The following is a 26,445-nucleotide window of genomic DNA, read 5'->3' as shown; positions in this document are numbered from 1 at the left end:
GCTCTGCTGGTCCGCCCTGTTGCTCGGTTTGTCCGATACGGCAGGCCGCACAGCCGTTGGAGGGCGCGTGTGGCTGGCTGCAGGCGTGCGGCTCCGTCGCCAATTGGCGACCAGACCTCCCGAGCCGAACGGGCGTACTCGTCGTACAAGAAGTCGCGGTATACCGGTCGGCTCTCTCGATCAGGCGGTGGCCGGTTAGGTTCGCCGCATGACCGAATCACCACGGACAGCACTGCCACCCCTCGATAGCCCGCCCGGCGAACGGCTGGAGGTCGTCTCCGCATGGGACGCCGACACCCCGTATCAGGCATGGCGGCCGCAGATCCTCGTACCGCCGACCTTCCGCCCGGCGGAGCCGACCCGGGTGTTCGTCGCCGTGAACCAGAAGGGCGGCGCCGGCAAGACCACGACGGCCGTGGAGCTCGCAGCCGCGTGGGCCGCTGCCGGTCTCCGTGTTCGCGTGATCGACGCCGACCACCAGGAGGCCGCCCTATCGGCGTGGCTGCTGCCGCAGTACCCGGAAGACTTGCCGCGGCACTCGCTGCGGTCGCTGTTCTTCGACGAGTGCACGCTGAGCGAGGCGACCTATCCGACCCTGTTCGAGGGCATCGACGTGGTGCCGTCCGGGCTGGACCTGTCGCGGGTGGAGTACGAACGGCCGATCGGGGCGGAGCACGCCATCGCGGCCGCGCTCGCCCGGGAGGCGGAGGATGCTGGCGGGCGCTCGCCGTACGACGTGACCCTGATCGACGCGGCGCCGTCCCTCGGTCTGGTCACCGTCGCGGCGCTCACCGCCGGGGACGAGGCCCTGGTACCCGTGAAGGTCGGTGGCCTGGACATGAAGGCGATGGCGTCGCTGGACCGCACGATCCGCAGCGTCCAGCGGAAGACCAACCCGAAGCTCAAGGTCGGGGCCGTCTTCCTCACCGCGTGGGACAAGAGCGACTTTGCCCGGCAGCTCGCCACGAAGGTCTCCGAGGACTACCCGGACGCGGTCGTTGTGCCGATCCGGCGGAGCGTCCGTGCGGCGGAGGCGCCGATCGCGGAGCAGCCGGTGCGGCTGTACGCGCCGAAGTCGACGGCGGCCGGGGACTACGACCAGGCCGCACACGTCTTCCTGCAGAAGCCGGGGGCTACAGCGTGAGCCGTCGCCGTTCCCTGGTCATGCCGTCGACCCGCAGCGCCGAACCTGACGACGAGGAGCAGGAGGCCGGCACCGGCACGGAGGTCTCGTTCGCGCAGTCCGTCGGTGTCGTCGCAACGCTGACCGGTGCGGACGTGTCGACACCGGTCAGCGTCGTGCAGCTCCCCACGCCGTACGACGTCGCGGAGACCGTGACGAGCCCGCTGGACGACCAGGAGCGCGCACACCTGGCCGTGTGCGAGCAGGCGCTCTACGGGTTCCGGAAGTCCGTGATCGTTGCAGGCAAGGCGCTGGACATTATCAACCGGGCCCGCCTGTACCGGGAGACACACGCCACGTTTGTGGAGTACCTGGACGACGTGTGGGAGATCCGGAAGTCGCAGGCGTACAGGATGATCGAAGCTTGGCCCGTCGCTGCCGCAGTGTCCCCAATTGGGGACATCAACGAGGGGCAGGCCCGGGAGCTACAGCCGGTCTTCAAGGACTACGGCCAGGAGGCGGCCGTCGCTCTGTACCGCGAGGTGAAGGAGCTGCGCGGCGACCGGAAGATCACGGCTGCGGACCTCGCGGAGGCCCGCGCGGTATTGCCTCCTGCCCGGCAGCTCGCCCGGCCGGACCAGGTGCGCGACGTCCTTGCCGCGGCGGCCGCCGAGGGACGCGCGCCCCGTCTCGCCCCCGCCGAAGCCCAACCCCGGCCGCAGGTGCCGGCACAGGCCTCTGGCGAGGCGCCGCCGGAAGGCGGCGGCGTACACCAGGAGGAGCTGGACGAGGGGGCGGAGGCCATCGCGACCATGGAGCGCGCCCTTGCCCAGCAGCGGCAGATCTATGACGCGGTGGGGGATGGGGTCCTCGCGGCCGCCCTGCTGTATGACCCAGGCCGGGGCGAGCGGCTGCGGCACGAGCTGCGGAAGTACGCGAACCGCACGGCGTACCGGATGCGGCACGCCTCCGGGGACCAGGACCAGGGCGACGGCTGACCCGTCCGGGTGGCGGCTGCTCCCGGGTGGCGGGGCCGGGTGGGCTGAGGACGTGTTCAAGGAGCGGTAGGCGAGCCCGGGCATGCGGAAGGGGAGTCACCCAAATTTGGGTGACTCCCCTTCCGCTGCTGTCAGGACCGGTCAGTCACCCGGGTTCTGCTTGCTTCGCTTCTTCTCCGGATCCGGGCGCCGGGCGATGTCCTTGGCCACCCAGTCGGTCAGCCCGTGGTCGGCGAAGTCGTCATAAGCGAGCGCGTCGTCCCCGTCATGCGGGATCGCGTGGAGCGGCTCACGCAAGCTCTCGCTGACGTAGCCGCAGTCCTGCAGCTCCTTTGCCATGAACTTCTCGACGGCCGGCCACCACCGCGTGTGCCACTCGGCCGCGCGGGTCGGTGGGGCCGTCTTCTGGTACGACCAGTGCCAGTAGGCGCACAGCCACGTCAGCTGGATACGCAGCTGCTGGTGGCGGTACCAGCACGGCCGCCAGACGTCCCGGGCGTAGACGGGCAGCAGGATCTTGCCGCACCAGGTCAGCAGCCAGTCCCACAGCTCCTCGCACTGCTCCTTGTCGACCGAGGTCCAGTCCGGCGCCGTGCCCGGCCCCTCCGGCTCCTCCTCTTCCTCCGGTTCGGCCTGCAGCTCCTGAACCGCGACGACGACGTCACCGAGCAGCTTTCGCAGCCCCGCGATGGCGTCGCCGAACTCCGCACCCTCCAGGATCTTCAGGCGTCCGACGACCTCCTCCAGACCGGAATTGAGGGTGGTCCGGGTCTCCGAGAGGTCCCGGGCCAGCGCGAGGAGCATGTCCCCCGGTTCCAGCTTCATCAGAAGGCCCCCATGTCATCCGGGTCGGGCCGACGCCGGGTCGGTCCGGTTGGCTTGCTCGGTCCGGCGGTACCGGTGTCGCGCAGCTGCTCGGGCTCCGCCTTCACCGCGGGCTGCTCCGGCACCAGGTGCGCGGTCGGTTCGAACGAGGGCTGCTCCGGCAGCGCCTGGGGCGCGGGCAGGTCGACCACCTCGCCGGGCACGACCCGCAGATGGTGACGCGGGCCGGGGAAGCCGCCGCTGACCTCAGCCGCCGGGACGGGAGGCGCCCAGGGCTCCTCAGGCTGCGGTCCCCACGCGTCCGGGGCCGGAGCAGCAACCCACGGGCTGCCTTCCGGGGCCGTCGGCACCGTGGCGAGCTTGCGCTTGCGCGCCTTGAGTTCGGCCTTGGCCGCCCGCTTGGTGTCCCGTACGACGCTCTTGACGTCCTTGCGGTCCCACACCGGGGTGTAGGTCGCGACGACCGGCCCGCCGAGGTACTTGCGGAACATCAGGATCTCGCCCGGGTCGAGGTACATGATGTCGGAGACCTCCAGGGTGGGCTTTTCCACCCAGGTATAGGAGGAGGAGCGGTTCGAGGTGGCGTTCGGGCCCCCCGAGCTCGACTGTGACTCCGTCTCCTGCTTGACCCGCTTCTTGCCGGTCAGCCGGGACAGTGATTCGAGGTGTTCGTCGTTGCTCAGGCCACCGAGGATGAGCTTCACGCAGTTGTCCCAGATCGTCTGGTACGCGTACTTTCCGTATCGCTCGTAGATCTGCGCCGGGGACTGGAAGACCGAGTGGATCGTGATGCCGATGCCCCGGCTGTCAGCGGTCCAGCGCTGCAGCGGCACGCTGCAGATGAGGGCCGCTTCGTCCAGGACGAACGTCATTGGCGGGTCCAGCCGGCCGCCCTGCGCGCGGGACGCCATGGCCCGCGCTCCCGCGTAGACCTCGCTGGTCAGGCAGGTGAACAGCGGGCCCATGCCGCCGACGTCGGAGTCGTTGCCGAGCATGTAGAGCGTGTCCCGAGAGCGCAGGTACGCCTCGACGTCGAACTGCGCGTCGGGGCGGTGAGCCGACAGGATCACCTGCTGAATGTCCGGAGAGTCGAGGAACATGAACGTCTGGCTCAGCGTGCCGAAGATGTTCTCCAGCGTGGTGGCCTTGCCGTCGACCTTCTGCTGCTGCTCGAGGTCGTCCTGCCAGCCGCGGGGCGCAATGTCCGAGTGCTTCTTGAAGATCTCGATCGCTTCGTAGCGGTGCGGCTGCTTCGACCACCGGGCCACGTCGATCAGGCTCAGCCCTTCCGCGTCGGCCGCCCAGAGGAACGCCTTGAGGACCCGGTACGAGCTGGAGGTCCAGAAGTTGCGGTTCTCCATCCCCTTGGTGAAGTCGCTCCCCTCCAGCAGAGACTTGGCCCGCCGCTTGGACCGCTCGATGCCGAGCAGCGGGTCCGAGCAGCCGATGGCCGGATCCCAGGCGATGTTCGAGGGCCGGTCGGCCAGGCCTTCCGGGTTCCAGATCAGGATGTTGCCGACCCGGGCCCGGATCGCTTCGGTCAGCTCGACGATGTCGTACTTCGTGCTGGTCGCCAGCACCGCGCCGACCGCGTCCAGCAGCCAGTTGCCGAGCTTGGCCGTCTTGCCCGCGCCCATCGGGGCGAGCATCAGGGAGGATTCCTCGATCGCCGCGTACAGGTGCAGGCCGGTCTTGCGGTCGCGTCCGATGTAGAAGCCGACTGCGTTGGTCGGCACCTTCCGCGCGGGCATGTCCTTGAGGCTGGGCCGCAGGATCTTGCGCTTCTTGACCAGCTGGCGGCGTGTCATCTGTTTCTTGAGCCGCTTCCTGCTGGCGAAGCCGTCGGTCTCGCGGCCGAAGTTCACGTTCGTCTTCACGTACATGTAGCCCGCGCCGGCCAGGCCGATGGTCAGGCCGCTCGCCAGGAGCGGCTGCGCAGCGAAGAATGTACCGACGCCCTCGGCCAGGCCGCTGAGGATCGTCCCGAGGTCTCCCGCGTCGGAGATGCTGTCAGCGGGGGTGACCTCCCCGGCCGCGATGAACGTGGTGGGCGCGGCGAGCGCTGTGACGCGCACACCCGACCCGCGCCAGAAGGGGGCCTCGCTGAACAGCGGGCTTCGGTGGACCTGCTGCTGGTGTTCGACCGCTGTCTGCTCGTCGGGCGAGGACGGGGCAGTCGAGGTCGAGTCGGTCTGGGTGCTGGCCTTACTGTTGTCGTTCACGAAGGTTCCCTTCGTTGGGGCCCCGGTGCTGTAGCCGCCAAGCTCAGTCAGCACCGGGGCCACTCCTGTCTGTATATGTCGCTGCGCTGACAAGTGCGGAGCTTCCGCTGACTCCCGGGCTCACCGCGCGAGGTCCGGCTCCGACGGGTGTGTACGGGGACTGGGTACGCCCGCCTGTTCGTCTTCCTGGTCGATGGCCCGCAGGTGGTTGCGGACTGCGTCCAGACCGAGGCCGACCTGGTCCATGAGCTGCGCGGCGATCTTCCGCTGAGACTGGGCCCGCTCCTCGAGGCTCATCTCACCGAGCAGCTCGCGGATGCGCTGGCGGGTGTCTCCGCCCGCAGTGCCGATCCGGGCGTCGACCCGTCCGGACTGCTGGGTCCGCGCCGGAACTCCGGCCGCCTGCAGCCGCTCGACCGAGGCCAGCCGCTCCTCCAGACGCAGCACCTGCTCGCGCGCCTCGCGCGCTTCCTTCTGCGCGTCGGCCGCAGCCGTGGTCAGCCGTTCGCGCTCCTCCGCGGCCGTACCCAGCCGCTCCTCCAGGGCCTTCTGCACGCCTTCGAGCCGCAGGACTTCCTCCCGGGCCTGAGTGGCTTCCCGCTGCACGTCGGTGGTCGTGCCGGCGAGCTTCCCCCGCTCCTCCATGAGCGCGGTGAGCTGCGCGCGGGTCTGCTCCAGTTCCCTGACCGTCTTCTGGTAGAGCTGACCGGCCGTGGCGTCGCTGTTCTCCAGGCGCTCCCGTTCCTCCTGCAGGAGGCGCAGCCGCTCCTTCTCCTTCTCCTTCTCCTTGGCTGCCCGCTCCGCGGCGGTTGCCGCGTCCTTCTTGGTGGCCTCGACTTCTTCGAGCAGCAGCGCGAGCTGCTCCTGGGCCTTCTTGACGGATTCCTCCGCCTGCTGGCGGGCCTTGTCGACCTCTGCCGCGCGGGCGTCGATCTCGGCCGCACGGTTGCTCGCCTCGACGAAGTCGGCGTTCGCCGCGATGTTCAGCTCCTCCATGATCTGCTTGGCCTTGCTGTCCGGGCCGTACGTCAGCAGCGCCACGTCGTCCGTACGCGTCAGCCAGGCCATCCGGCGCAGCAGTTCGAGCGTCGCGGCCGGTTCGTGGAGGTCGCCGCGCATCAGCACCTTCTGAGCACGGTTACGCGGGCGCCGGGTGCGCTTCGCGAGGGCGTCCAGCTCGGCCTGCAGGGCCCCGACCCGGCGGGTCTTCTCCCTGCTGGGCTCTTCGCCCTTGAGGTCGTCGATCTGCTGCTGCAGGTTCTGCTGGCGCTCCAGGCTCAGGCGCAATTCGTAGGCGCGCTTCGCTGCCTTGCGGCCCAGCGCCTTCTGCGCCATCTCGCTGTTCTTCTCGCCCGGGTCGATGCCGGCGGCGCCGTAGATGGCGGCCCACACCTTGTGCCAGATCTTGACGACCAGGCGGATCGGTCCGCCGCTGCCCTTGTCCTGCTCCTTCTTTTCGCTGCCGGCCATCCGCTTGCGCAGCTCCAGCTCGATCACCCAGGCCGCAGCAGCGGGCATCACAGCCATGAAGGGCGCGCTGACCGCGTTCGGCGCGTGCATGAAGTTCGCTATGGCGCTGAGCGTGACCAGCCCCCAGGCCGTGCCGTGCATGAGCTGATACTGCCGAGTCTTGCCCAGGCGCGGGTCTGCGGTCTGGTAGAGCATCCGGAACAGCTGCAGTTCCATCACGTCGAACATCGCGCAGAACCCGATCGCGATGACGAACGGCAGTTCCGCCGTGCCGCGCGCGAATCCCCACAGGCCGTACAGGCTCACCAGGACGCCGCCCAGAGCGACGCGGCCGGCGGGCCCCATGCCCCCGAGCATCTGGGCTGCTTCCGCGCCCTCCGTCTCGCGGATGCGCTGCCGCTCTGCTGCCGTCTGCTTCCGGTCGGAGACGATCTTGCGGACCGTGAGGTACTGGACCAGGAAGAGGACGACCACGACGACGGCGCCCGTGACGATGAGGATCCAGGCGGGCGTGTCGGTCAGGATCCGGTGAGCGGTCCCGAGCCAGTCCACCTGGTTGAATTCAGCTGCTGACCAGTACGGATCGGTGCCCGTACCCTGGTCGTGGCGCATCTAGGTCAACTCCCAATTTGCGTCGAGCCTCAGCGGTGATGACGCACCGCTGGGGCGTTTTTATGCGTTGTGTCGGGTGAGGTAGTCGTCCAGCGCCGCGTCCACGAGGTCTTGCAGACTCACGTCGTGGCCGGCCGCGTAGAGCTTGGCCCTCTTCCGTACGGACACGCGGACACGGGCGCTGAAATTGACGCGCTCCTCAGGCTCCTCGTCGGGCACCTGAGGCTGCGGTTCGCCCTGCTGCGGCACGTTGGCTCCTGTGATGGGTCGTTCCAGTGTTCCGAGCACCCTATGGCCCTCTCGTTGACTTCATGGCTTCCGTGCTTGCCCGCTAACTGTAATGCCAACATGCATGGTTGCCAACATTCCAGAAATCAAGAATCCAATAATGTTGACAAGCTGGCTAGGGGGAAGCTTAATAGAAGAGCGAGAGGGGCCCAGGGCTTGCAGGCCCCGAACCCCTCTCCAGTCAGGGCTTGCAGGCCCTGACTACACCCCGGACAGGCGTTGCAACCGCCTTCCGGATCGAGACACCCCTAGTTGGAGGGATCTCCGTGCGTAATTCTCTCAGCTTCATCCCCGGCGCCAACGTCGCGGTCGATGATCTGCCCGCCCTGCGCCTGTCGCCCGAGGGCATCCGCGCCCTGCCGGTTCTCACCGGCCCGCGCCTCGCAGTCGTTGGGCGGATCGGCCCGAAGTGCCGCGACTGCCGCGACTTCGAGAGCGTGGTCACCCGCAACGGCGTCGTCACCTGCGACAACCCCGTGCACGCCGAGACGAAGCTGCAGCTTCCCCTGCGTCCGACCCCGCACGAGCGGGACGGCCGGCAGGACTCCGCGGAGCCCGTGCGCCCGCACTCGCGTACCGCGCTGCTGGTCGGCTGACCGCCGTGATTGCCGCCATCGGTATCACCGCCGTCATCCAGGATCCCGCCGCCAGCGAGGCGCTGCGCCGCGCGCAGGAGGCCGCCGAGGCCGCCGAGCGCGCCCGTGCCGCCCGCGAGGGCAACGGCAACGGCTGACCACTCCCCACCTCGCCCCGGGCGGATGAGCGACCCGCCCCGCCCGGGGTCGAGCCGGACCCCCTGTCTCTTCTTCTCCCTTGCCGGAGGCTGCTGTGCGTTCAACCTCGCGCGTCGCCACGACGCTCGCCACGTTCCTGTTCGTCTCCCAGGTACCCACCGCTGAGTTCGCGGCGAACCCGGCCCGGACCCGCGAACTCATCCACGAGACCGCCGCCCGCCTCGGGCCCGAGGGCGCGGCCACCGCACTTGCCGAACTCGCCCACGAGTACGGCAGGCACCCCGAGACCGCCGCGGCTCACATGCGGACCTGCCTGCTCGCAGTCGAGACCGCCGCCGTCACGATTCCCCTCCCGCTCCCGCGTACGGCGGTGACCCGATGAACGTCACGCGTGAGCACAAGGCCGCATGGGCGGCGATCTTCATGGCTGTACTGGTCGCCTTTCTACTCCTCAACACCGGGGCCGGACTGGGCAACATGATCGGCGCCGCGATCATCACCTACGTCGTCACCGTCATCGCCATCGCCGTCAAGATGCCCCTGGACCTGGTCAAGGTCGTCGCTGCGACCGGGCGCGGTGCCATCGTCACCGCCGTCGTCGTCGTCCTGCTGCTCACCAGCTTCGGCCGGTCCCTCGCGGCGGTGATCAGCTGATGCCGGCCGCCAACCACTTCAACCCGGAGATGAGGGGCGGCCTGCAGCTGGGCCTCGACCTCTTCGCCGAGAACCAGGAGCAACGCGACGCCGGACCCGAGACGCCCGCGGCTCCGGCCACCACGGGACCGACGACCGTGGTCTGCCTCAAGGGCCGCCGCGACGACCCGGAGATCGGGGACGTCATCTACGTCGGCCGCCCGATGTACCGGGGCGGCTGGCACCTCGCCGGGCACCTGCTCGCCAACCCCTACGTGGTCGGCAAGGACGGCACGGCCGAGCAGGTCGTCGACAAGTACCGGAAGTGGCTCGACGCCCACCAGCCCCTGGTCGCCCGCGAGCTGCCCAAGCTCAAGGGCCAGCGGTTGGGCTGCTGGTGCCCCGAGGGCGATCCGTGCCACGCCCGCGTGCTCGCCGAGCTGGCCGACGGGGCGCAGTTATGACGGGCGAGGAGCGCGGTGCGCTGGAGACCCGCACCGGCGACGCCATGCCCGACCGGCACCCCTCGACCTCTCCGAGCGGTCATGCCTATGGCCCGCCCGCCACGGATCAGCAGTGGGCAATCTTCCACCGCGACATGGCGCCGCGCGAAGCATGGCAGCCCGAATACAGCGAACGGGTCGGCTTGGAGCACTACCGCGATCTGGCGGGACAGGCACCGAGCGCGGCCGAGTCGAGACTGACGATCGAACGGCACGGCCACACCATCGAGGTCGACGCCCGCGGGGTGAGCATCGACGGCCAGCGGGTGCCCGGAGTGAGCCCCCCGACCGCTACCGAAGCACGCCTGCCCGGCGACCCGTACAACTCCCAGGCCCTGCAGATCACCGACCGTGGAGCGGTCGTTGTGCACGGCCGGATCGTGGCCTCCGTAGCTGTCGGCCAAGAGCCGCGTCTCTATGGAGACCGCGCCCCCGCATGGGCGCGCGGCGCCGGCCACACGGTCGTCGCCGACCAGGGCGGACTGTCCATCGACGGCCAGCGGGTCTCCGACCAGATCCTGCCCCCGCCAGTAGGGCATGCGCCGCTCCGCATCACCGACAAAGGCACGGTCACCTGGTGCGTCGAGAAGCAGGAAGACGGCCGCACGGTGCGCCGCCACGAGCCCGTCGCTGACCTGATCCCCAATCCAAAGCGCCCCGACCTCGATCCCGTGGTCCGAGGCCGTGCTGCGGCGGCCGACCACCGGACGCCAGAGCCTGCCGAGCGTCACCACCCACCGGCAGAGATCGACTTCGATGAGGAGATCGACCTATGACCCGGCTAGCGCGCCGGGCCGAAGAAGCGCTGATCGGGGCGGCTCTCCACCGTCCCGAGGTGCTGCCCGCGATGCGATGGGTGCCCGCCGGCGCGTTCTCCAGCCCGGACCTGGGCGCGCTGTGGACGACGCTGCAGAACATCGACTTCCGTACGGTGCCCAGCACGGAGGTCCCGTCGGCCGTCACCGCGGCCGTGGCCCAGATCGAGGACCAGGGGCTGCGCCAGTGCCTGGCCCGGCCGCGTATCGCGGCGCTGGCCAACGCCTGCCCCGACCCGCGCACCGCGCCGCTGTACGGCGGGATGACGCTGGAGTCGGCGATCCACCGGTCCGTCGAGCACGCGGGCAATGAGCTCCGGAGCACCGCGCAGCAGGCCGAGGTCGACCAGGCCGCCCAGGCGCTGGACCAGGTCGAGCGGACCGGCAACCGGCTCGCCGCCCTGGACGCTGCCTGGAAGGCGGCGCCGGAGACGGTACGGAATCTGCTCGACACTCCGGCCGAGGAGCAGATCCAGCTTGCGCAGCACACCGCACGGGCCCGGGTTGACCTGCAGGCCGAGATGGAGACCGTCGCCTCGCTGCTGTGGCGTCCCGAGCAGCTGCCCGAGGTCACCGGTTGGCTGCAGCCCCGTGACTTCTCCGACCCGCAGCTGGCCGCCGTCTACGAGGCGATGACCACGCTGCACGACCGGCACGCGCCGATCGACACAGTCACCGTCGCGTGGGAGACCGCCCGTCGGCCGGGCGCCCAGCCCAGCGGCCAGGTCCTCGACGAGCTGGAGCGCGCAGGGACGGGCGGCACCGCCTCTTATGCCGGCGAGCAGGTCCTGGGCACCGCCGTTCTGGACCGGCTCGACGCCGCCGGCCACCACATGCGCGACCTCGCTCTGCACCCGCAGCTCGCGCCGACCGCCCTGGTCGACCACGCCGAGCGGGCGATGCAGCCCGCCATCGCCGACCGCGAGCGCGTCCACCACGCCGAACGCGAGCCGGAGCTGGCCCGCGCAGATACGGAGCCCGCCCCAACCGGGCCCACCGCCAGACGACTTCCTGCCCCCGGACACGAGATGGAGATCGACGTATGACCGAGCCCGTCCCCTTCGACCCCACCCTGCACCTGCTCGCCCGCGAGCATCAGATCACCGCCCCGTACATCGCCAACGTCGAGCCGCTGCCGCCGGTCCGCTCCGCCGCCCGCTTGCTGTGGGAGCACTTCGGCCGCTTCGCGCCAGGGCTGGTCACTACGGCCGTTACTGGTCTGGCGTGGGCATGGCACGACCGTTTGCCCGACGGTTCCACCGAACCGCTGTGGATCACGGGAGTGCTGGCCGCGTTTGCCGCCGCGGCCGGGACAGTGTCGGCCGCCAAACCGCACGGCGACAGCGATACCACCCGGTTCGCGTTTGCAGCGGGAGGAACCCTCGCCCTGCTCGGCATCACGGCCTGGACACCGGACTGGCCGCTGCGAGCTCTGATGTGGTTGCTGGGCACCGCCGCCATCTATGCGGTTGCCGCCCCGCTGTGGCGCGGCGACCGTCGCCTGGAGCGCGAGCAGCGTCACCAGCGGGTGATGGAGGAGACCAAGGGCCGCAACCAGCACGTTCTCGCCGCGATCGAGGGACAGACCCGCGCCACCGAGGCCCAGTGGATGCACCGCACCGAGGTGGCCCGAGTCGAGGCGATCAGCAAGACGGTCGAGGCCCTGGTCGCCGCGAGCAACGCCCGCGACTCGCGCGCCGTGGCCGTTGGCGACGAGCTGAACGTCGCCGCGCTGCTCAAGGCCGCCGGCCACGAGGCCCCGGTCGAGCTGACCGCCGCCGAGCGCGAAGAGCAGCAGCAGTGAAGCCGACCGCCGCCGGGCGCCACCTGCGACCGGTACGCGACGAGCCCGGCGCCGGCCCCGCGCCGCCGGAGGTCGACGACGACCTCGACATCGACTTCTGAGACCCCGTCACCGAGAAGAAAGGACACGACAGTGAGCGACACCCAGACCGAGGACCAGGAAGTCCGCGCCCACCAGGAGGAGGTCGCAGGGATACTTCCGGCCCTCGCCCAGCTCGACCGGACCGCCGCCGAACTGGAGGAGAAGACGGCGTCCGGCCAGGAGGTCACCCCGGCCGACGTCAGCGCCTACGAGCAACAGGCCGCCCACGCCCGGCACCTGGTCGACACAGCCGGCGCCGACCACCGCGAGGTCGCCGAGGCGGAGAAGGAACACCGCGGCGACGGCGACAAGGGCTTCGCCGCCCGGGGCCTGGACCACGCCGCCCGCCCCCGCAGCTTCGAGCCGACCCCGCCCCCGGCCGACAACGGCCAGGACCGCGACCGCGACGACGAGGAAATCGACCTGTAGCACGCCTGCAGGCCCGTCGGCCCGCCCGAAGAACCCCGGTGGAAACTGTCCGCCGGGGTTCTTCGCGTGTGACACACCCGCGGTTCATACCGCCCTGATTGGGGCCATGGATCGCCTCCTCGCCGGCGATCCGCAGCACAGTGACGGCAGCCTCACCGTCGCCTCCCTGGCCCGCGAGGCGGGCACCTCACGGGCGACCGCCTACCGGGCCAACGACATCCTGGAACTCTTCCGGCAGCGCGTTGACGAACGCTCCAGCGGCCCAGACGTCCCGGCGACCCTGCGCGGACGCATCCAAGAACTCCAGGGCCAGCTCCGCGAGGCACGTCGCGCGCGCCACGAGGAGATCACCGATCTTCGCCTGTCCGTCGACACACTCGCCCAGCGCGTCCAGGCCCTCACCCTCGACAACGAGCGACTGCGGGCCGAGCTGGCCCGACAGTGCACCGGCACCAGAGTCCTCAGCCTCGCGGGAAGAGATAGGTGACGATCGCAACGACCGTGCCGATCACTCCGGCGACCGCACCCAAGACGCTCATGACGAAGAGGAAGACCTCCCGCTGGCTACCGCCCGTCACACGGTGGTTGGCACTCCTTCGGGCAACGAAGCCCTGCATGCCTTTCGGCTGATTCAGCAAGATCGTTCGGGTTAGGTATTTGTCGATTTGGTATGCCGCAACCAGCATCAGGAGACCCGCAGAGCCGACTTGCCCACCGACTCCGGAGGGGGAGTAGATCAAGCTCCACGAAGCGACGGCGATACACAGGAACTGAAGACGGTCGAGCCACTTAGCCAGGCGGCGCCCGAGGAACCGAGCGCGAGCGAAGGTGTCGGCGATCCGGGTGGCAGCACCTAGCTGCCACGATTCACTGCCGCCGCTGAGTCGGCTCACCGCGAAGGCCCGCCTGCCGAACGGGCGCCAAGCGCGCGTGCGCTTACCGATCTCGATAGTGATCCTGGGAGTATCGGCGGCCGTTGATCGGCGTTCGATCACCAGATCTGAAATCACCTGATTGCTCTGCATGTCGGTCTTGAAGGCGTTGAGGTCGGTCCACTCACGCGTCTGTGTCTTCTTCCACCGCACACCATGCTGATCGGTTGAGATCGAGATCTCGGCGCCAGATATAGCCAGTTGGCCCTGCGGAACTTCCTCTTCAAGGATCTTGACTAGTTCATCCACGTTCTGCCAGGAGAACCAGCAGCCGCGCCGTCTGAGATGCATCCCCCACTCACCCATGGCGGGAAGATATCGACTGCTGATCATCTTTGGAAGACGACGCCAGAGAAGCTGACCCCCCCTGCCGCTGCTGGAGGCATCAAGCAGCAACTCCGGATAGAGCCGGCCTCACTCGACGGAGTGAACCTCTTCCGGCCCGCCTGCTGAACGGAAAGCTGCAATGTGATCCGCTTACGTTCCATAGAAGCCGCGCTCTTGCTGATAACAAGCCCTTCGGGGTGCACGGCCGCCGTACGGCGAAAGACCAGGTCAGGCAGCAAGTAGGGAAGGGACTACGCGGCGGTGCGCTGGCGTTCGGCCTCAACCGCGCGCCGCAGCTGCTCCATTTTGAGGGGCAACAGTTGGCGCAGCCCGTCGTAGCTCAGTCGGCCGACCCGGTACGAGGTCACGAGCCCGTTCTCCTCCAACGGCATCCCGGGCGGGCGGATCACGGTGTAGCCCTGGTCGTCGAGGACGCCGTCGTGGTTCATCCAGAGCGACACCCACAGCCGCGAGGTGCCGTGGGCCCGCTGCACCAGGTCCTCGCGCACGTCCAGCCAGCGCTCCAGCGCGGCCCGGGCCAGCGCCGAGGTCTCCACCCACTCCCCCTCGATGGCGCCACCGCCCTGGGGGCGCCGCTCGACGTACACCGCGGTGTTGTCCTGGCCCAGGTGCGTGGTGCGCAGGTCGGCCAGTTCCCCGCTTCGTGCCGCGGTGTCCAGTTCCAGTGCGAGTACGGCCGTCAGCCGGGTCTGTGCCGGGGACATGGCCCCGGCGAGGTACTGGTCGAGCTGGCGGGTCAGGGCGGAGAGTGTTGCCGCCTCCGGTGCGGGCTGCAGCGGGATCTCCCCGCCGCCCAGGCGCAGCGCGGGCACCCCCAGCGCTTCGCGCAGCAGGTCGATGCACTTGCGGCGGATCTCGTTGGTCGCCTTCGATGTGGGCGGGAAGGCACCCGCGACCCGTCGGTGCCGCAGCGCCCCGGACTCCGCGAGCCGTACGTACGGGCGGAGCGCCTCTTCTTCCAGGAGCCGCTGCAGGCTGCGCCGGGCACCGACCGGCAGCGCGCCCCGGTTCAGCGCCCGCTCCAGCTCCCCGCGCACCATGTCAAGCTGACGCCGACGAGCCGCGCCGGCACCCAGGCCGTCGAGGAGTTGGTCGAGCGCGCGGACCGAGGGGAACGTCGATGTCTGCACGCCGCGATTGTCGCGCATCGGACCGGGCCGGGCCTGGGGGGCGGCCGAGTTGGCTCTATCTACCAGTTCAATTCTTGCCGTCAGCGGCTGGCCTGACCGCGCAGGAAGCGCCGCTCCTTGTGCTGGCGCAGCAGCTGCCACCGCTTCGTGGCGTACGAGAGGTCCGCGCGGCTGGAGCGCGGGCCGCAGCCCGAGTCCATCGGCGACATCATCACCCGCGCCGGCGAACGCGCCGGGATCGAGATCCCGTTCACCGGGCACTCGCCCTGCCGAGGACTGGCCACCTCCTCCCGCCTCAACGGCCACGACCAGATCGTCATCGCCAAGCAGGGCGGATGGGCCCCGTACTCCAAGGTGTTCGCCGGATACCTCGAAGTCGTCGACCAGTGGGAGGACAACGCCCTGCTCGCCGTCGTCATGTAGAGGCGTGAGACCTCCACCCTTACGCATCCACGGGTGCGTCAGGGTGGGGTGGTCAGCCTTCTGACCTGCGGTTTCAGGTTGGATGCGGTTCAAAGGTGGTAATGTTTTACTTGTCGGCTGGGGGTGGCTCCGGTCGGCGCAGAGAGACCCGACCCGGCGGTATCCGGATCAGGTCCCTCCACGCAGTTCACGAGCCCGGTCGATCTACAGGCGGCCGGGCTCGCTGCATTCGCAGCGGGGCGCGGACCGATTCCGACCGGTCGTGAGGCGGACTCAGTGACGTCACTGAGCGAACTGCACCGCCAGCGCGATGACTGCCACCAGCAGACTTGTCGCCGTCAGGAAGACCTGCCACTTATCTGGCTCTGGCCACTTCTTCCTGTCGGGCTTGTCCCACGGGCCGCTCATCAGCACCACCTCACTTTCGCCCTCCCGGTCCGGCACCAGGCGTGCTGGTACCGGGGGGTCTGCGAACTGGACAGCCTCCGCTGTTCAGTTGGAGGGTTCTGCGAGGCAGGTCCTACAATACCCTTGGTTTCTAAGGGGCGTTACGACCTCGGTCGCGCAATGTGTCCGATGAAGTGTATATATATCGTTCATTCAAAGGTTGCTGGTGTGGTCGCGTTCTAACAATCACAGGCCGTGCACCCCCTCCGCCTGTGAAGACGGGGGACAAAACTTTTTCTGGCGGTAGCAGACGGCCGCGCCCGCCCAACTTTAGTTCGCGAATCAGGTAGGCGGTCGACGCACCCGCCTCGCACTACCCCGCCGCGTACACCACGGCGGGGCGGCCGTCAGTGAGGCGGACCCGGGCGCCGGGCAGTGACCGCCGTGCCGGTCGACCAGGAGGCCAAGGTCCGCACTCGAACTCGTCGACCGCACCCTCGATGAGCGTGTCCTGCGCAATCAGCCGGAGCGATCATTCCCCCGCCCCGCGGGGGAACGTGCGGCGTGGACACCAATGCGCAGACGCGCCATGCGCTCCCGGTGGCGGAGCCAGTCTCGCCACGCGTCGCGTCGGTGCTCGGATTCCTGCGGCAGAAGCGCTGGCAGGGCGCCGATGACGACACCGACCACAGTAATGAGCAGGGCGACCCATCCCGACACGTCGGCGTAGGTCTTGGCGGCCAGGGCCAGGCCCGCCAGTCCGACGGGCGGGGCGGTCCGGGTGATGAGGCGGCGCGCGGCCTGGCGGGCGGTCATATCGGTTGTCCTTCGGGCTCGGAGGTCAGACGCGCCGGGTGCGCGTTCTGGGCGGAGGGTGCAGTAGCCCCAGCCCTTGTGTCCCGGGCAGCGGCTCTGACAGTGCCGAAGGATGGGGGAGCCGGGGGTTAGCAGCGCAAGCCCCGGCTCCGGACTCCACGCTGCCCACGAGGAGTTCCGTATTCAAAGCCACCGACCTGCGGCTTTCCTGCCTGTCGCCGCTGGAATCGCGTCCCCTACACCGCTACGGGCCTAGCCCCGCAACCTCGTCCTTGCCGCTCAGGCCTCGCTACGTTCCAGCGCGCCTGCGATGTCGGCGGCGAGGCCGTAGCCGGGGCTGTCGTCCAGCAGTTCCTTGCGGTGGTTGTAGCGCTGGGTGGTGCGGGGGTTCTTGTGGTCGGCCCAGCGCTGGACCTTGTCCGGGCGGGCTTCCGGCTTGGCCAGGGCGTGGGTGACCGCGTCGCCCTTCACGCCGTGCGGCCCACGCAGTGGCAGATCGGCGCGTTTGGCCAGGGAGCGCAGTAGGCGCCACACCGCGGGCTCGTCCAGCTGGCCGCCGGTGGCGGTCTGGAACAGCCAACCCTCGGTGCGGCCGTCGAGGTAGCCCTGGAGCGCGTCCCAGGCCGCGGGCGGGATCGGCTTCTTCTTGCGGCCGCCGCCCTTCATTTTCTCCAGGAGCAGCACGCGGTGCCCCTTGTCGTAACCGAGGTCGTCGACACGGGCGTTGAGCAGGGAGTCGATGCGCAGACAGCAGGTGTAGAGGACGAGCAGCAGGGCGTAGGCGCGTGTGCGGTACGCGGCGACGCGATGGTGGTCCCGGGCGACGGCCAGCAGGCGTGCAAACTCGGCCTCGGTGTAGCCAGGGGTGGGCGAGTAGTCCGGGTCGATGTACGGGCGCTGCACTGCGTCGAAGGGGTTTTTCACCCCGTCGTCGCTGACGACGTCCAGGTACGCGAAGAACGAGCTGGCCGACGACAGGGCGTTCGCGCGCGGGAGGCGTCCGAGTACGGCATGCCGGTGCGGGCCATCTCGCCGCGTGCCCCGCCCTTGAGCCGCTGCAAGGTGGGCGCGGTCTCCAGATGGAGGCGGAAGGTGTCGGCGAGCGGGAAGGTCACGGCCATCGGGTGGACGCCGTACTCGCGGGCGAACTCCTCGAGGATGCGGAAGCCGCGACCGTAGGTCTTCTGCGTGTTGACGCTGCGCTGGTGGGCGATCCAGGCGGCGGCGAGGGTGGGCAGCGCGTCGTCCTCGCCGTACAGCTCCACCAGGTGGTCGTGGAGCCGGCGGGCGTGCTCGGGCCACAGTGCGCGGGGGTCTCGATGTCCCGTCGCCGGAGCCCCGGGACCAGGCCGCAGGACGGGGGCGGTCACCGGTCCTTCACCTCGACGTACACGGCCCGGCAGCTGAAGCACAGGGCCACGTCCTCGACCGGGGAGGCCACTGTATTGACCGGCCACACCAGGGACCCGGCTCCCTCCGTGCAGTCGCAGTCGTCCACATACCAGTCGACATGCTCCGGGTCGCCCAGGGCCTCCCAGCCCCACCGCAGGGCTGCCTCCTGGGGAGCGGCGAACTTCTGCAGGCAGAACAGGCAGGTTGGCCATTCGCCCACCACCAGGGCCGATTGGCGGCAGTCGGGGCAGATCACTGTGTAGGCGGCGTGCTCCGTCAGCTGGCCGGAGATCTGTTTCATGCGGTCTGCCACCAGGGCGTTGATGGCGCCGAGGCGGCCGCGCACCTCCTCCATGACCAGCTTGACGTAGGCGGCCTCCGTGACCTGGGGCGGGCGCAGGTGCTCGCTGACGAAGGTGAGCAGCAGGCCCAGCACGCGCGCGGCTTGTGCCTCCACCTGGTAGGCCGAGGCCGAGTGACCGTAGTGGGTCAGGGCGTTGCGGGTCTTGGCGAGGCTGCTGATCGCCCTGCGTTCCTGCTGCGTGAGGCTGACCCGGGCGATCTTCTCCAGCCGGTCGAGGGTTGTGGCGAGCGAGCAGCTCTCGAAGTCGCCGGCGGTGAACTTCTGCCAGCTGGCGGCTCCGGGCTCGGTGAAGACCAGGCTCCAGTGCTCGTGCGTGAGCCGGGCCTTGAGCAGGACCTCGGTCGCGGCCTGCAGGTGCAGCACGGCGTACTTGAGCGCGCGGTCGTCCGGCTCGGCCGCCTCGGCCCCCGCGAAGTACTGGGCGGCACTGCGGAGGTTGTCCATCCCATCCGCCCCCGCGAGGTGTTGGACGGCGCTGCGGAGGTAGTCCATCCCGTTGCGGACCGGGGTCCAGTCGACGTCTGGCCGCTCCTGGGCGGGCCCACCGTGGCGGGCGGCCGGGACGGTGTCGGAAAGGCGTGCGTCGGACTCGGGCACCCGGGTCTCCTTCAGGAAGGGGCGGGCCGCGGACGGCGGCAAGGACATCCGGGCGTCGTGACAGAGAACCGCCGGAACGGAGCAGATGAAGTGAGACGGCAACGAGAACACTCCCGGCGGAGCAGATCCGATGAGACCGGCCGCAGACGATCCGTCTCACCGAGCCTGCTCTGCCCAGGTCATGGGCTCCGGATCGGAGCAGGTTCAACGAGACGAGACACTGACCGTCCCGTCTCACGGAGGTATCCGCGTGCCGGAACCGAGTTCCCGGCCTGTACGCACTGCCGCCCTCCAGGCCGCCGGAGGCCTTCCGCCATGGACGCCGGGAAGCGCGGAAGAGTGGCCAGCCTCTCCGGGCCCAGCATCAGAGACCATGATCAATCTCAGCGCTACCGCCACTACTCACACCCGTCTGCGTGACCCGCTACGCGCTTCACAGCCAGCTTGAGTGTCCCGACCCCAACGGTCCGAGCCGAGTGTAATGGTGAGAGCGGAGGCTGGGCCAGCAAGTCCCCCGGCGAGCGCTGAAATTCATTTCGGCCGAAAAGGAGGAAGTTACCGCATGGTGATGCACGAATACATTGGGGCGCCGGAGGTCGTATATCACTACACCACTGCGGCAGGGCTCCACGGTATCGTGTCAAACATAACCTTGTGGGCTTCCGATGCGTCCTTTCTGAACGATGCGCAAGAGTTGACCTACTCTCACGATTACCTCTTGGCCGAGCTTCAAAAGTCGGTGCAGTGGCTGGAGAGGCACCGGGCTCCGAGACCCATCGGGGGCGGAGCTGGAGCTGACCATGACGAGCTCGTTGACGTATTTAACGCCATCATCGCGGAGCTTGACCAGGCGGTCACACTCTCTCCCGAGCAGCTCCATGTGTACGTGACCTGTTTCTGCAACAGCGGCGATCTACTCAGCCAGTGGCGCGGGTACGGTGGCGCAGGAGGGTTCGCGCTCGGTATCCAGGCGGAAGCCCTCTACGATCTGTCCAAGCAGAAAGCTCGGGAAGGGCTATTCGATAAGGTCTGCTACGGGATCGATGAGGGCATCGAACGAGGCTGGATCGACCGATGGCCCCCCAATCGCACACCCCAATATAGTATTACGAATGCTCTCGCTATGATCAAGCATCCCGCTTTTCGCGAGGAGCAAGAGTGGCGCTTGATGATTCCGGATCGTGGCACTCGCGACGACTTGAGATTTCGGGTGGGGCCTATCGGGCTCATTCCGTATCTGCAACTCGACCTTCCGGTCGATGCGGTAAAAAGGGTAATTGTCGGCCCGGGGCGGCACATTGGTGAGCGAATCTCAGGTGTCCGCCAACTGCTCGATCGATTCGGTCTAAATGACGTCCCGGTAGAGCCATCGAAGGCGCCTCTTCGTTAAATTCCTCGCCCGCCGTCATCCTCTAGGTGCAGCCCTATCCCTATTACTGAACTTGATTGGGTGATGTCGGGCCGTTCGCCTGCCAGCGCCTGAGCCGGGTCGGTAGTTGTGGTTTGTGAGATACGCGCAGGGCGGCGGCTTGACCGATGCCAAGAGGGCTGCGAGGGAGCGGGTTCGGCTGGAGGCCCGCTCGCTCATGGCTGGGCGGACCAGCGGTGGACGTTGGCCCGGGGCCAAAAGGAACCGTCCTAAGGGCTGTCCCGTAACTACAGGAGTGTCAGGATCGGCCCCCGCTTCGTGGCCGTCAGAGGAAGAGAAGTTCGACGTCCTTCGCGACGCAGAGACGCAGAACGACCGTCAGCTGTTGGGCCGCATCGATGTGTGTCCGAGGGACGTCGAGGTCGTTCCGCCACTGGTCGACGATCGCTTCCAAGCGGGGCAGGAGTGCGGCGCATTCGGCGGGCGAGAGCTCTCTTCCGCCGTCGTCGGGACGATCGAGGAAGGGTTCGAGCGAGGTGGAGACGTCACTCCAGGGGCGCTCTCCGCCGAAGCCCCACATCTCGGATAGCTTGAACCCTTCCGCTCGCGCTAGCTGTCGTCGGAACGCGGCGAAGCCGCTGTAGGACCAGGCGACGTCGGGACTGCTGGTGTCGCCGTCGCCCGGGAACAGCATCAGCCCCACGTCGTTCTCCTTCTTGGCCGTCGAATACGCAAAGGATCAGCCGGAACCAGCGACGTCTGCAACTGAGATGATCTCGCGGTGGTTGGCGTGATCACGGCGTCGGAGCCGTCTTGGATAGCCTCGTTCACCGGGCTGAGCCCGCGTTCCTTCGGGAAGCTGGAGGTTCGGGGCGACGATGCCGTCGGCGCGGCCTTCCGCGATCCACTCCACGGCCTCCATGAGCCCGGGGCGCTCGTCGAGCAGGCTCACGCCTGACTTCCCGCCCTTCGCGTCTCCGTCCGTGACGACGTGGACGATGCGCACGCGCTCGGCGGTCTGGGCCTTGGCCCATCGTCGGCAGTCGGCTTCCTGAGTGTCGAGCCCGTAGCCGTCGACGACCTGACCGGCGGTGGAGACGCGGCGGACGAGAACCCACGAGGCGACATGAGCGGACACCACGGACACGGTGCTGCAGGGCGGGTGACGGTCAGTTATGGACTATGGGGAACTTCCTGCCCCGTCTTGATGTCCCGATGGTCATGGACAGTGCTCTCCTCACCACGGGCATCACGGTGGTCACCACCGTTGCACTCGTGTTCATTGGCGCCTGGGAGACCGCGCGCCGCAACCGTCAGGCAGAGGCCCGCAAGGATGCGGCTGCCGAGCGAGCAAGCCTCGAGGCTCAGGCCATCGAGTTGGTGGCAGCCGTCTTGGCGCTGCGGGTAGCGGGGGACACGCACGATCACGTCTGGGGAGGCTGGGGAGCGCGCGGAAGAGTCGCCCTCCGTGCTCTCGTCCATGGGGGCATTGCCTACGGGCTGGCTGGTCGGACAGGCGGGCCGGCACTCTTCGCTGCCTCTGGGGAGGCGGCCCGTGCCGTTTTCAGTTGGGACCAGGAGAGCGGGGTCTCTGCCGGAGCGCTTGCCGTGCCTCTCGCGCGGTTGGGGACGGCCATGGCGCCGCTGCTCCTGCGGGAGGATCTCGCGCCCGCTGCCGATGGAGTCCTTACGGCAGCGGTGCGGCACCACGGCGACAACGAACGCATGGATGCGGCTCTGAGGGACTTCCGCGAGGCGCTGAGGCAGGCCGTCGAGCCGCCGGCGCCGGTGAGCCGCAGCCGGTGGACCCTGCGGCGACGGTAGGCCCGAGGCCATATCGGGGTACTAGACGGTGAGCTGCTGGTTGAGGTGCGCCAGGATCGCGCGGAGGCGTGGCGGATCGGGCGGCAGCTCGGACATGTGTTCGATTGAATCACCCGGGTCGCGGTCGGTCGAGACGGCCCCCGTCCGGACATGAAACGGCCCCCGCCTCGACGGAGACGGGGGAGATCCAGCGCACTACTCGGATGCCGGAATGTCTGCCGGTCAGCCTACGGATGCCCGTAGCGCACGCACTTGAAGTACGTGGGCGGAGGCGCGGACCCGTCATCCAGGCAGACCCGGACGACCGCAGCTCCGCCAGGGACGTCAGCCGGCACGGTGAAACTGAACGGCACGACCTCGCCGGCACACGACCTGGTGTTGCTGTATCCAACTCCCAGCTGCCCGTTGCCGGCGTCAAGGGTGAACGCCGTGGTGCCTCGGCAATTCTCCTGGTCAGCCGACTTGTGGACCCCCTCCACGAGGACCGACCGGCCGTACCAGGTCAACGTGCCAGTCGTGTACGTGTTCGTGACGGTGACGTTGAAGGGGGTGGTGGGGTAGGCCGCGGGTTGGGCGCTGGCTGTGGGCGCGGTCAGGAGCATGCCCGTGGTCAGTGTGACGGCGCTGAAGGCAGCGGCGAGATGGGTGCGCAAGTCGTCTCCAGGAGTGAGGCCGGTCCGGTGGCTGAACGCCCAGTCTCCTGGCCGACATTGGGCGCGTCCACGACAGATTGAGCCAACCGCCGCCACCCCGGCCGACGCCGACACCGGCTCATCCGCCCGGCGCCTCCCTCTTCGGCCGCTCCGCGCGATCCGCGAGCACCTGCGCAAGCGCGGGATCCGGGCGGTCATCCCCGTTCCGGCCGACCAACGCGGCTGCGGCGCGGAAGCCGAGGCGGCAGGCCACCAGCCTTCGACCGCGAGGCATACAAGCAGCGCAACACCGTCGAACGCTGCATCAACCGCTTGAAACAGTGGCGAGGCATCGCCACCCGCTACGAGAAGACCGCGACCATCTACCTGGCCGGACTCCACATTGCGGGCATCTTCCTCTGGTCTGCACGGTGATCCAAACGAAACTGCCTAGGTCCCAATCGACCGTATGTAGCCCGCTTGCCTCACGATCTCCGTTACCGCGCTCAGACATGCCACCGTAGCCTCGGCCTCAGCCCGGAGTTGCGCTTGGTTCTCCACGTTCGCGTTGGTGGCAGGGGCGTTCTCCAAAGCTCTAACCCTGTCTTCCGTCCGCGCCACAAATATCGGCCGCTCTACGTCCTGCAGCTTCCGCACGTTGTCCCTGAACACGACGTATGAGTGCATTGCGAGCCAGTGGAGCCCCGTTTCGTCGAGCCGGGGTCGTACTTCGGAGTCCAGGCGGTGCCACCTCGTCGCGATCTCGGTCAACCAGATGTGGTAATCGAGCCCGCCGAGGTTGAGGTGTTCATCGAAGGCTCTTTTCCGCGCGGCGTAGGCATCGAGTGAACCGCGGAATCTTCCGCGGACGTCCCGAACGCGGTCCCGATACCCAATACTCGCGAGTACTGCCTGGTTGATGCCCACAGTCGCGCCGGCGAAGTCAGGCGCCTTAAAACCTGCCAACAGGGCCCGTTCGAACTCTGCGGCAGCCTTGCGGGCCGATCGCTGCACCGCCCGGCGTTCCATCGCTTCGGCTTGCATCTGACTCAGGTGAGCGAGTACGACCAGTGCTGTCGGAACACCAAACAGGAGACTGGCGAAGCTGGACACCAGATTGGTGAGGAAACTTCGTCCATCCCACCAGTGATGCGAATCGCCGTAGACGCCGAGTCCAACGGTGGCACAGCCCAAGGGGACTGAGATGTAGGCAACCCAGCGAATCGCTGCTGGCGTCTCATGCCACCAGGCCCTCAAGCGGCCGCCCCACCCAAAGAGGTTTAACACCGATGCTCTCCCCCAGATCTGAGCGCGCCACGCGACGCTAGCGCATGCTGCGAGCCACAGTGCGCGCCATGGACATGGATGTGCAGCTGGAGGCTGCCGATCCCGTCATCGATCCGTGCGACGCGGCCGACCTACGTCTGGACCTGCAGGCAGCACTGCGTGCGCTGCCGCCGCAGCAGCGCGCGGCGGCGTTCTGCACCAAGGTGTTGGGGCCGATGCGTGTCCGGCGCTCGGTAGTGCGCGTCTGGCCCCGCAGGTCAGAACGGGCTCTGTGCCACGGTTCGCGAGCTGACGGATGTCCCGGGCCACTGGGGAGCGGTCGGTCAGAAGAGCGGCCTGCGAGTCGCGCAGTGATCACGAGTTCCTCTCCGGCGGAGGGACATCAATCGAGCCTTCACGGTCACAGCACTACCATGCTCGGATGCCTGCTGAGCATGCACCCGCCCCGCTGCCGGACCTGGCCCGACGGCTGGTGCGCACGACCTTCGGGGCGCGCGCGACCGAACCATTGCCGCTGGCGGCCGGCGCCTGGTCTCAGGCGTTCGAGCTGACCATCGACAGCGTGGAGGTGGTCCTGCGCATCGGCGCGCACGGTACGGACTTCGCCAAGGACGAGATCGCCGCCGGCTTCGCCCGGCCCAACCTGCCCGTCCCGCCGGTGCTGGCGAGGGGCGTGTTCGACGCCTCGCATTATGCGATCTCGGCCCGCGCGCACGGGGCCGGGTTCGACGACCTGCCCGCTGCCGACGTGGCGCTGACGCTGCCGAGCCTACTGACCGCCCTCGACGCCATCGGCAGGGTCGACCTTGCCGGCACCGCTGGCTACGGTATCTGGACCCCGGACGGGCGAGCGCCGTACGGCTCCTGGGCGGCCGCGCTGCTGGCCATCGGTACCGAGACAGGCCGGGTACCCGGCTGGCGAGCAGCGCTCGCCGACTCCGCGATCGGACTCGGCCCGGTCGAGGCCGGACTGGCCAAACTCGCCACACTGGCGCCGTACCTGCCCGATGAGCGCCGCATGATCCATGGGGACTTGCTCAGTCGCAACGTCCTCGCTGCCGACGGCACCGTCACCGCCGTGCTGGACTGGGGCAACGCACTGTACGGCGACCACCTCTACGACGCGGCCTGGCTCATCTACTGGTGGCCGTGGTACCCACAGTGGCGCGCCATCGACATCTACGCAGAGCTGCTCGCGTATTGGCACGCCACCGGCCCGCTCCCGACCCACCTGCGCGAGCGCCTCCACGCGTACCTCATCCATATCGGACTCGATGCCCTCGCTTACTGCACCTTCCAACGCCGCTGGGACGAAGTACGGCGCAACGCCGACATCGTGGTCGCGCTGACTACCTGCGCTCCGGGCGAGGTGGTCCTCAACCGCCCATGATTTGGTCCCTCGTGACTTCAATCATCGGAACCAGCCGAGGCCTGAACAACCATCCCGGTGAACCTCACGGTCGCAGACAAGGGTCACGGGCGCACAGAGGACACCGCCCAGGAAGTAGCCGAACGCTGGGCGCTTCTCAGGGGCTGCGCACCACGGCACCGGAGACGAACCACTGAACCAGGGCAGCAGCCAGGTGGACGCCGGCGCGGGCGGCCTCCAGGGTTTCGGGCACCGTGGCGCTCTGCCCTCCGTGGCGGGAGGTCTGCCCCTCCCAAAGGGCGCGCATCATCGCCTCCACCGGGGCCATGGGGTCCTTGCCGGACGGCGTGGAGATCGTGGTGTCGAACTTGTGCCGGGCGTTGCCGATCTCGCCGAGCATGGTGCCCAGGGTGGCCTTCTGGTTGTTGCCCTGGACCACGGCGTGCGCCGCGGCCTCCACCGCCTTGATGGCTTCGCTGTACGCGCGCCCCGGGTCGGGGCTGCGCCCGTACACCGCCTGCCACGCGGTCGCCAGATGGTCGGCCGCAGATCCGGAGGCCGCGGCGGCCGCGGCGTCGGCCATCGCCTGCCGGACCGCGTCGCGGACGGCGGGAGCAACCCGCTCCTCCAACCCGTCCTCCGACTCTGCGACCCGATAGGCCGATCCGGCATTGTCCAGAAGCTGCTGGAGCTGGTCGACCCTCCATGACTTGATGACGGGGTATGGGGCCGTCGCGTTGTAGGCGAGGGTCTCGTCGATGACGTCGAGAAGATCCGTTCCGTTCAGCAGCAGAGCATCCAGGTACTGGGGACCCAGCCGCCGAGGGCTTGTGATCGGGGCTATGCGCAGTCGAAGGCAGATGTCACGTGCCGCCTCCTTCGGCCTGCCCTCGTGGGTCAGGCTTTCCTTCACCCAGGACTGCAAGGGCACGAGAAGGTGCTCCGGCACTCCGTCGTACGGTGCGTCGTCGGTGGGCTCCGCGAGGCCGGCGCGGACGGAGAACCGCGGGCGCGGTGTGGTGGTCATGACCGAACAGC

At 68.6% G+C, this 26,445-nt stretch carries 32 protein-coding genes and 2 pseudogenes; 18 read left to right on the top strand and 16 right to left on the bottom strand.

Annotated features, from left to right (window positions below; all coding sequences use genetic code 11):
• The first annotated feature begins 208 nt into the window (after positions 1 to 208).
• Both OHB49_RS45450 and OHB49_RS45445 read left to right on the top strand, forming a co-directional pair.
• Positions 209 to 1,144, top strand: coding sequence for a ParA family protein (locus OHB49_RS45450; protein WP_329167578.1), 936 nt, complete (start codon positions 209 to 211; stop codon positions 1,142 to 1,144).
• Positions 1,141 to 2,121 (top strand): hypothetical protein, encoded by a 981-nt coding sequence (locus OHB49_RS45445; protein WP_329167576.1) that lies wholly within the window; start codon positions 1,141 to 1,143, stop codon positions 2,119 to 2,121. Before OHB49_RS45450 ends, OHB49_RS45445 begins: the two co-directional genes overlap by 4 nt.
• A gap of 141 nt (positions 2,122 to 2,262) precedes the next feature.
• On the opposite strand, the gene OHB49_RS45440 is transcribed toward OHB49_RS45445, so the two are convergent.
• The 4 genes from OHB49_RS45440 to OHB49_RS45425 all read right to left on the bottom strand — a co-directional run bounded on the left by OHB49_RS45440 (position 2,263) and on the right by OHB49_RS45425 (position 7,499).
• Positions 2,263 to 2,946, bottom strand: coding sequence for a hypothetical protein (locus OHB49_RS45440; RefSeq protein ID WP_329167575.1), 684 nt, complete (start codon positions 2,944 to 2,946; stop codon positions 2,263 to 2,265).
• Complete coding sequence (locus OHB49_RS45435; RefSeq protein ID WP_329167574.1) at positions 2,946 to 5,168, bottom strand: TraM recognition domain-containing protein; 2,223 nt, start codon at positions 5,166 to 5,168, stop codon at positions 2,946 to 2,948. Before OHB49_RS45435 ends, OHB49_RS45440 begins: the two co-directional genes overlap by 1 nt.
• 120 nt (positions 5,169 to 5,288) lie before the next feature.
• The gene (locus OHB49_RS45430) at positions 5,289 to 7,250 is read right to left on the bottom strand and encodes a hypothetical protein (RefSeq protein WP_329167573.1); all 1,962 of its coding nucleotides are present in this window, start codon (positions 7,248 to 7,250) and stop codon (positions 5,289 to 5,291) included.
• 60 nt (positions 7,251 to 7,310) lie between these two features.
• Complete coding sequence (locus tag OHB49_RS45425; RefSeq protein ID WP_329167571.1) at positions 7,311 to 7,499, bottom strand: hypothetical protein; 189 nt, start codon at positions 7,497 to 7,499, stop codon at positions 7,311 to 7,313.
• A 305-nt stretch (positions 7,500 to 7,804) separates the two neighbouring features.
• Here OHB49_RS45425 and OHB49_RS45420 point away from each other — a divergent pair, with 305 nt between their 5' ends.
• From OHB49_RS45420 to OHB49_RS45375, 10 genes are all read left to right on the top strand, one after another.
• Positions 7,805 to 8,134, top strand: coding sequence for a hypothetical protein (locus tag OHB49_RS45420; protein WP_329167570.1), 330 nt, complete (start codon positions 7,805 to 7,807; stop codon positions 8,132 to 8,134).
• Positions 8,135 to 8,139: 5 nt separating this feature from the next.
• Positions 8,140 to 8,271, top strand: a complete 132-nt coding sequence (locus OHB49_RS45415; RefSeq protein ID WP_329167568.1) for a hypothetical protein — start codon at positions 8,140 to 8,142, stop codon at positions 8,269 to 8,271.
• 95 nt (positions 8,272 to 8,366) lie between these two features.
• The gene (locus OHB49_RS45410) at positions 8,367 to 8,654 is read left to right on the top strand and encodes a hypothetical protein (RefSeq protein WP_329167566.1); all 288 of its coding nucleotides are present in this window, start codon (positions 8,367 to 8,369) and stop codon (positions 8,652 to 8,654) included.
• The gene (locus OHB49_RS45405) at positions 8,651 to 8,926 is read left to right on the top strand and encodes a hypothetical protein (RefSeq protein ID WP_329167565.1); all 276 of its coding nucleotides are present in this window, start codon (positions 8,651 to 8,653) and stop codon (positions 8,924 to 8,926) included. The genes OHB49_RS45410 and OHB49_RS45405 overlap by 4 nt, the downstream gene beginning before the upstream one ends.
• The gene (locus tag OHB49_RS45400) at positions 8,926 to 9,369 is read left to right on the top strand and encodes a DUF4326 domain-containing protein (protein ID WP_329167564.1); all 444 of its coding nucleotides are present in this window, start codon (positions 8,926 to 8,928) and stop codon (positions 9,367 to 9,369) included. Before OHB49_RS45405 ends, OHB49_RS45400 begins: the two co-directional genes overlap by 1 nt.
• Entirely contained in the window at positions 9,366 to 10,184 is an 819-nt protein-coding gene (locus OHB49_RS45395; protein ID WP_329167562.1) for a hypothetical protein, read from the top strand. The genes OHB49_RS45400 and OHB49_RS45395 overlap by 4 nt, the downstream gene beginning before the upstream one ends.
• Entirely contained in the window at positions 10,181 to 11,269 is a 1,089-nt protein-coding gene (locus tag OHB49_RS45390) for a DnaB-like helicase N-terminal domain-containing protein (protein WP_329167561.1), read from the top strand. The genes OHB49_RS45395 and OHB49_RS45390 overlap by 4 nt, the downstream gene beginning before the upstream one ends.
• Complete coding sequence (locus tag OHB49_RS45385; protein WP_329167560.1) at positions 11,266 to 12,027, top strand: hypothetical protein; 762 nt, start codon at positions 11,266 to 11,268, stop codon at positions 12,025 to 12,027. The genes OHB49_RS45390 and OHB49_RS45385 overlap by 4 nt, the downstream gene beginning before the upstream one ends.
• A 132-nt stretch (positions 12,028 to 12,159) precedes the next feature.
• Positions 12,160 to 12,537, top strand: coding sequence for a hypothetical protein (locus tag OHB49_RS45380; RefSeq protein ID WP_329167557.1), 378 nt, complete (start codon positions 12,160 to 12,162; stop codon positions 12,535 to 12,537).
• Between the two features lie 106 nt (positions 12,538 to 12,643).
• Entirely contained in the window at positions 12,644 to 13,024 is a 381-nt protein-coding gene (locus OHB49_RS45375; RefSeq protein WP_329167556.1) for a hypothetical protein, read from the top strand.
• Here OHB49_RS45375 and OHB49_RS45370 read toward each other — a convergent pair.
• Together OHB49_RS45370 and OHB49_RS45365 are read right to left on the bottom strand one after the other, a co-directional pair.
• The gene (locus tag OHB49_RS45370) at positions 12,999 to 13,775 is read right to left on the bottom strand and encodes a hypothetical protein (RefSeq protein ID WP_329167554.1); all 777 of its coding nucleotides are present in this window, start codon (positions 13,773 to 13,775) and stop codon (positions 12,999 to 13,001) included. The two genes, OHB49_RS45375 and OHB49_RS45370, sit on opposite strands and share 26 nt — an antisense overlap.
• A gap of 272 nt (positions 13,776 to 14,047) precedes the next feature.
• Positions 14,048 to 14,947: a hypothetical protein gene (locus OHB49_RS45365; RefSeq protein ID WP_329167553.1), complete on the bottom strand. Its 900-nt coding sequence runs from the start codon at positions 14,945 to 14,947 to the stop codon at positions 14,048 to 14,050.
• 117 nt (positions 14,948 to 15,064) lie between these two features.
• On the opposite strand from OHB49_RS45365, the gene OHB49_RS45360 reads away from it, so the two are divergent.
• Positions 15,065 to 15,370, top strand: a complete 306-nt coding sequence (locus OHB49_RS45360) for a hypothetical protein (protein WP_329167552.1) — start codon at positions 15,065 to 15,067, stop codon at positions 15,368 to 15,370.
• Positions 15,371 to 15,652: 282 nt separating this feature from the next.
• Here the strand turns inward: OHB49_RS45360 and OHB49_RS45355 are convergent, their stop codons facing one another.
• From OHB49_RS45355 to OHB49_RS45335, 5 genes are all read right to left on the bottom strand, one after another.
• Complete coding sequence (locus OHB49_RS45355; protein ID WP_329167551.1) at positions 15,653 to 15,814, bottom strand: hypothetical protein; 162 nt, start codon at positions 15,812 to 15,814, stop codon at positions 15,653 to 15,655.
• Positions 15,815 to 16,276: 462 nt separating this feature from the next.
• Complete coding sequence (locus OHB49_RS45350; RefSeq protein ID WP_329167549.1) at positions 16,277 to 16,573, bottom strand: hypothetical protein; 297 nt, start codon at positions 16,571 to 16,573, stop codon at positions 16,277 to 16,279.
• A 279-nt stretch (positions 16,574 to 16,852) separates the two neighbouring features.
• Positions 16,853 to 17,497, bottom strand: a complete 645-nt coding sequence (locus OHB49_RS45345; protein ID WP_329167547.1) for a tyrosine-type recombinase/integrase — start codon at positions 17,495 to 17,497, stop codon at positions 16,853 to 16,855.
• The gene (locus tag OHB49_RS45340) at positions 17,494 to 17,943 is read right to left on the bottom strand and encodes a hypothetical protein (RefSeq protein WP_329167545.1); all 450 of its coding nucleotides are present in this window, start codon (positions 17,941 to 17,943) and stop codon (positions 17,494 to 17,496) included. Before OHB49_RS45340 ends, OHB49_RS45345 begins: the two co-directional genes overlap by 4 nt.
• Positions 17,940 to 18,974 carry a hypothetical protein gene (locus OHB49_RS45335; protein ID WP_329167544.1) on the bottom strand — a complete coding sequence of 345 codons (1,035 nt, stop codon included), beginning with the start codon at positions 18,972 to 18,974 and terminating at the stop codon, positions 17,940 to 17,942. The genes OHB49_RS45340 and OHB49_RS45335 overlap by 4 nt, the downstream gene beginning before the upstream one ends.
• A gap of 514 nt (positions 18,975 to 19,488) precedes the next feature.
• Here OHB49_RS45335 and OHB49_RS45330 point away from each other — a divergent pair.
• Positions 19,489 to 20,316, top strand: a complete 828-nt coding sequence (locus OHB49_RS45330) for a DUF2971 domain-containing protein (protein WP_329167542.1) — start codon at positions 19,489 to 19,491, stop codon at positions 20,314 to 20,316.
• A 304-nt stretch (positions 20,317 to 20,620) separates the two neighbouring features.
• Here OHB49_RS45330 and OHB49_RS45325 read toward each other — a convergent pair whose 3' ends face one another.
• Complete coding sequence (locus tag OHB49_RS45325; protein WP_329167582.1) at positions 20,621 to 20,989, bottom strand: hypothetical protein; 369 nt, start codon at positions 20,987 to 20,989, stop codon at positions 20,621 to 20,623.
• An 87-nt stretch (positions 20,990 to 21,076) separates the two neighbouring features.
• Here OHB49_RS45325 and OHB49_RS45320 point away from each other — a divergent pair.
• Positions 21,077 to 21,157: pseudogene (locus tag OHB49_RS45320) on the top strand (IS5/IS1182 family transposase); the annotation flags it as partial.
• Positions 21,158 to 21,220: 63 nt separating this feature from the next.
• Here OHB49_RS45320 and OHB49_RS45315 read toward each other — a convergent pair.
• Positions 21,221 to 21,433: pseudogene (locus tag OHB49_RS45315) on the bottom strand (hypothetical protein); the annotation flags it as partial.
• A gap of 83 nt (positions 21,434 to 21,516) precedes the next feature.
• On the opposite strand from OHB49_RS45315, the gene OHB49_RS45310 reads away from it, so the two are divergent.
• The gene (locus OHB49_RS45310) at positions 21,517 to 22,119 is read left to right on the top strand and encodes a hypothetical protein (RefSeq protein ID WP_329167540.1); all 603 of its coding nucleotides are present in this window, start codon (positions 21,517 to 21,519) and stop codon (positions 22,117 to 22,119) included.
• Between the two features lie 227 nt (positions 22,120 to 22,346).
• On the opposite strand, the gene OHB49_RS45305 is transcribed toward OHB49_RS45310, so the two are convergent.
• Entirely contained in the window at positions 22,347 to 22,772 is a 426-nt protein-coding gene (locus tag OHB49_RS45305) for a hypothetical protein (RefSeq protein ID WP_329167539.1), read from the bottom strand.
• 120 nt (positions 22,773 to 22,892) lie between these two features.
• Here OHB49_RS45305 and OHB49_RS45300 point away from each other — a divergent pair, with 120 nt between their 5' ends.
• A complete protein-coding gene (locus OHB49_RS45300; RefSeq protein ID WP_329167581.1) occupies positions 22,893 to 23,186 on the top strand; it encodes a transposase in 294 nt (97 codons plus the stop codon).
• A gap of 15 nt (positions 23,187 to 23,201) precedes the next feature.
• Here the strand turns inward: OHB49_RS45300 and OHB49_RS45295 are convergent, their stop codons facing one another.
• Complete coding sequence (locus tag OHB49_RS45295; protein WP_329167537.1) at positions 23,202 to 23,795, bottom strand: hypothetical protein; 594 nt, start codon at positions 23,793 to 23,795, stop codon at positions 23,202 to 23,204.
• 664 nt (positions 23,796 to 24,459) lie between these two features.
• Here OHB49_RS45295 and OHB49_RS45290 point away from each other — a divergent pair.
• A complete protein-coding gene (locus tag OHB49_RS45290) occupies positions 24,460 to 25,428 on the top strand; it encodes a phosphotransferase family protein (protein ID WP_329167535.1) in 969 nt (322 codons plus the stop codon).
• Between the two features lie 136 nt (positions 25,429 to 25,564).
• Here OHB49_RS45290 and OHB49_RS45285 read toward each other — a convergent pair whose 3' ends face one another.
• Positions 25,565 to 26,434, bottom strand: a complete 870-nt coding sequence (locus OHB49_RS45285; RefSeq protein ID WP_329167534.1) for a hypothetical protein — start codon at positions 26,432 to 26,434, stop codon at positions 25,565 to 25,567.
• Positions 26,435 to 26,445 lie beyond the last annotated feature (11 nt).

It is taken from the genome of Streptomyces sp. NBC_01717 (genome assembly GCF_036248255.1).
Lineage (GTDB): Bacteria > Actinomycetota > Actinomycetes > Streptomycetales > Streptomycetaceae > Streptomyces.
This window is presented reverse-complemented; position numbering and strand designations above follow the sequence as displayed.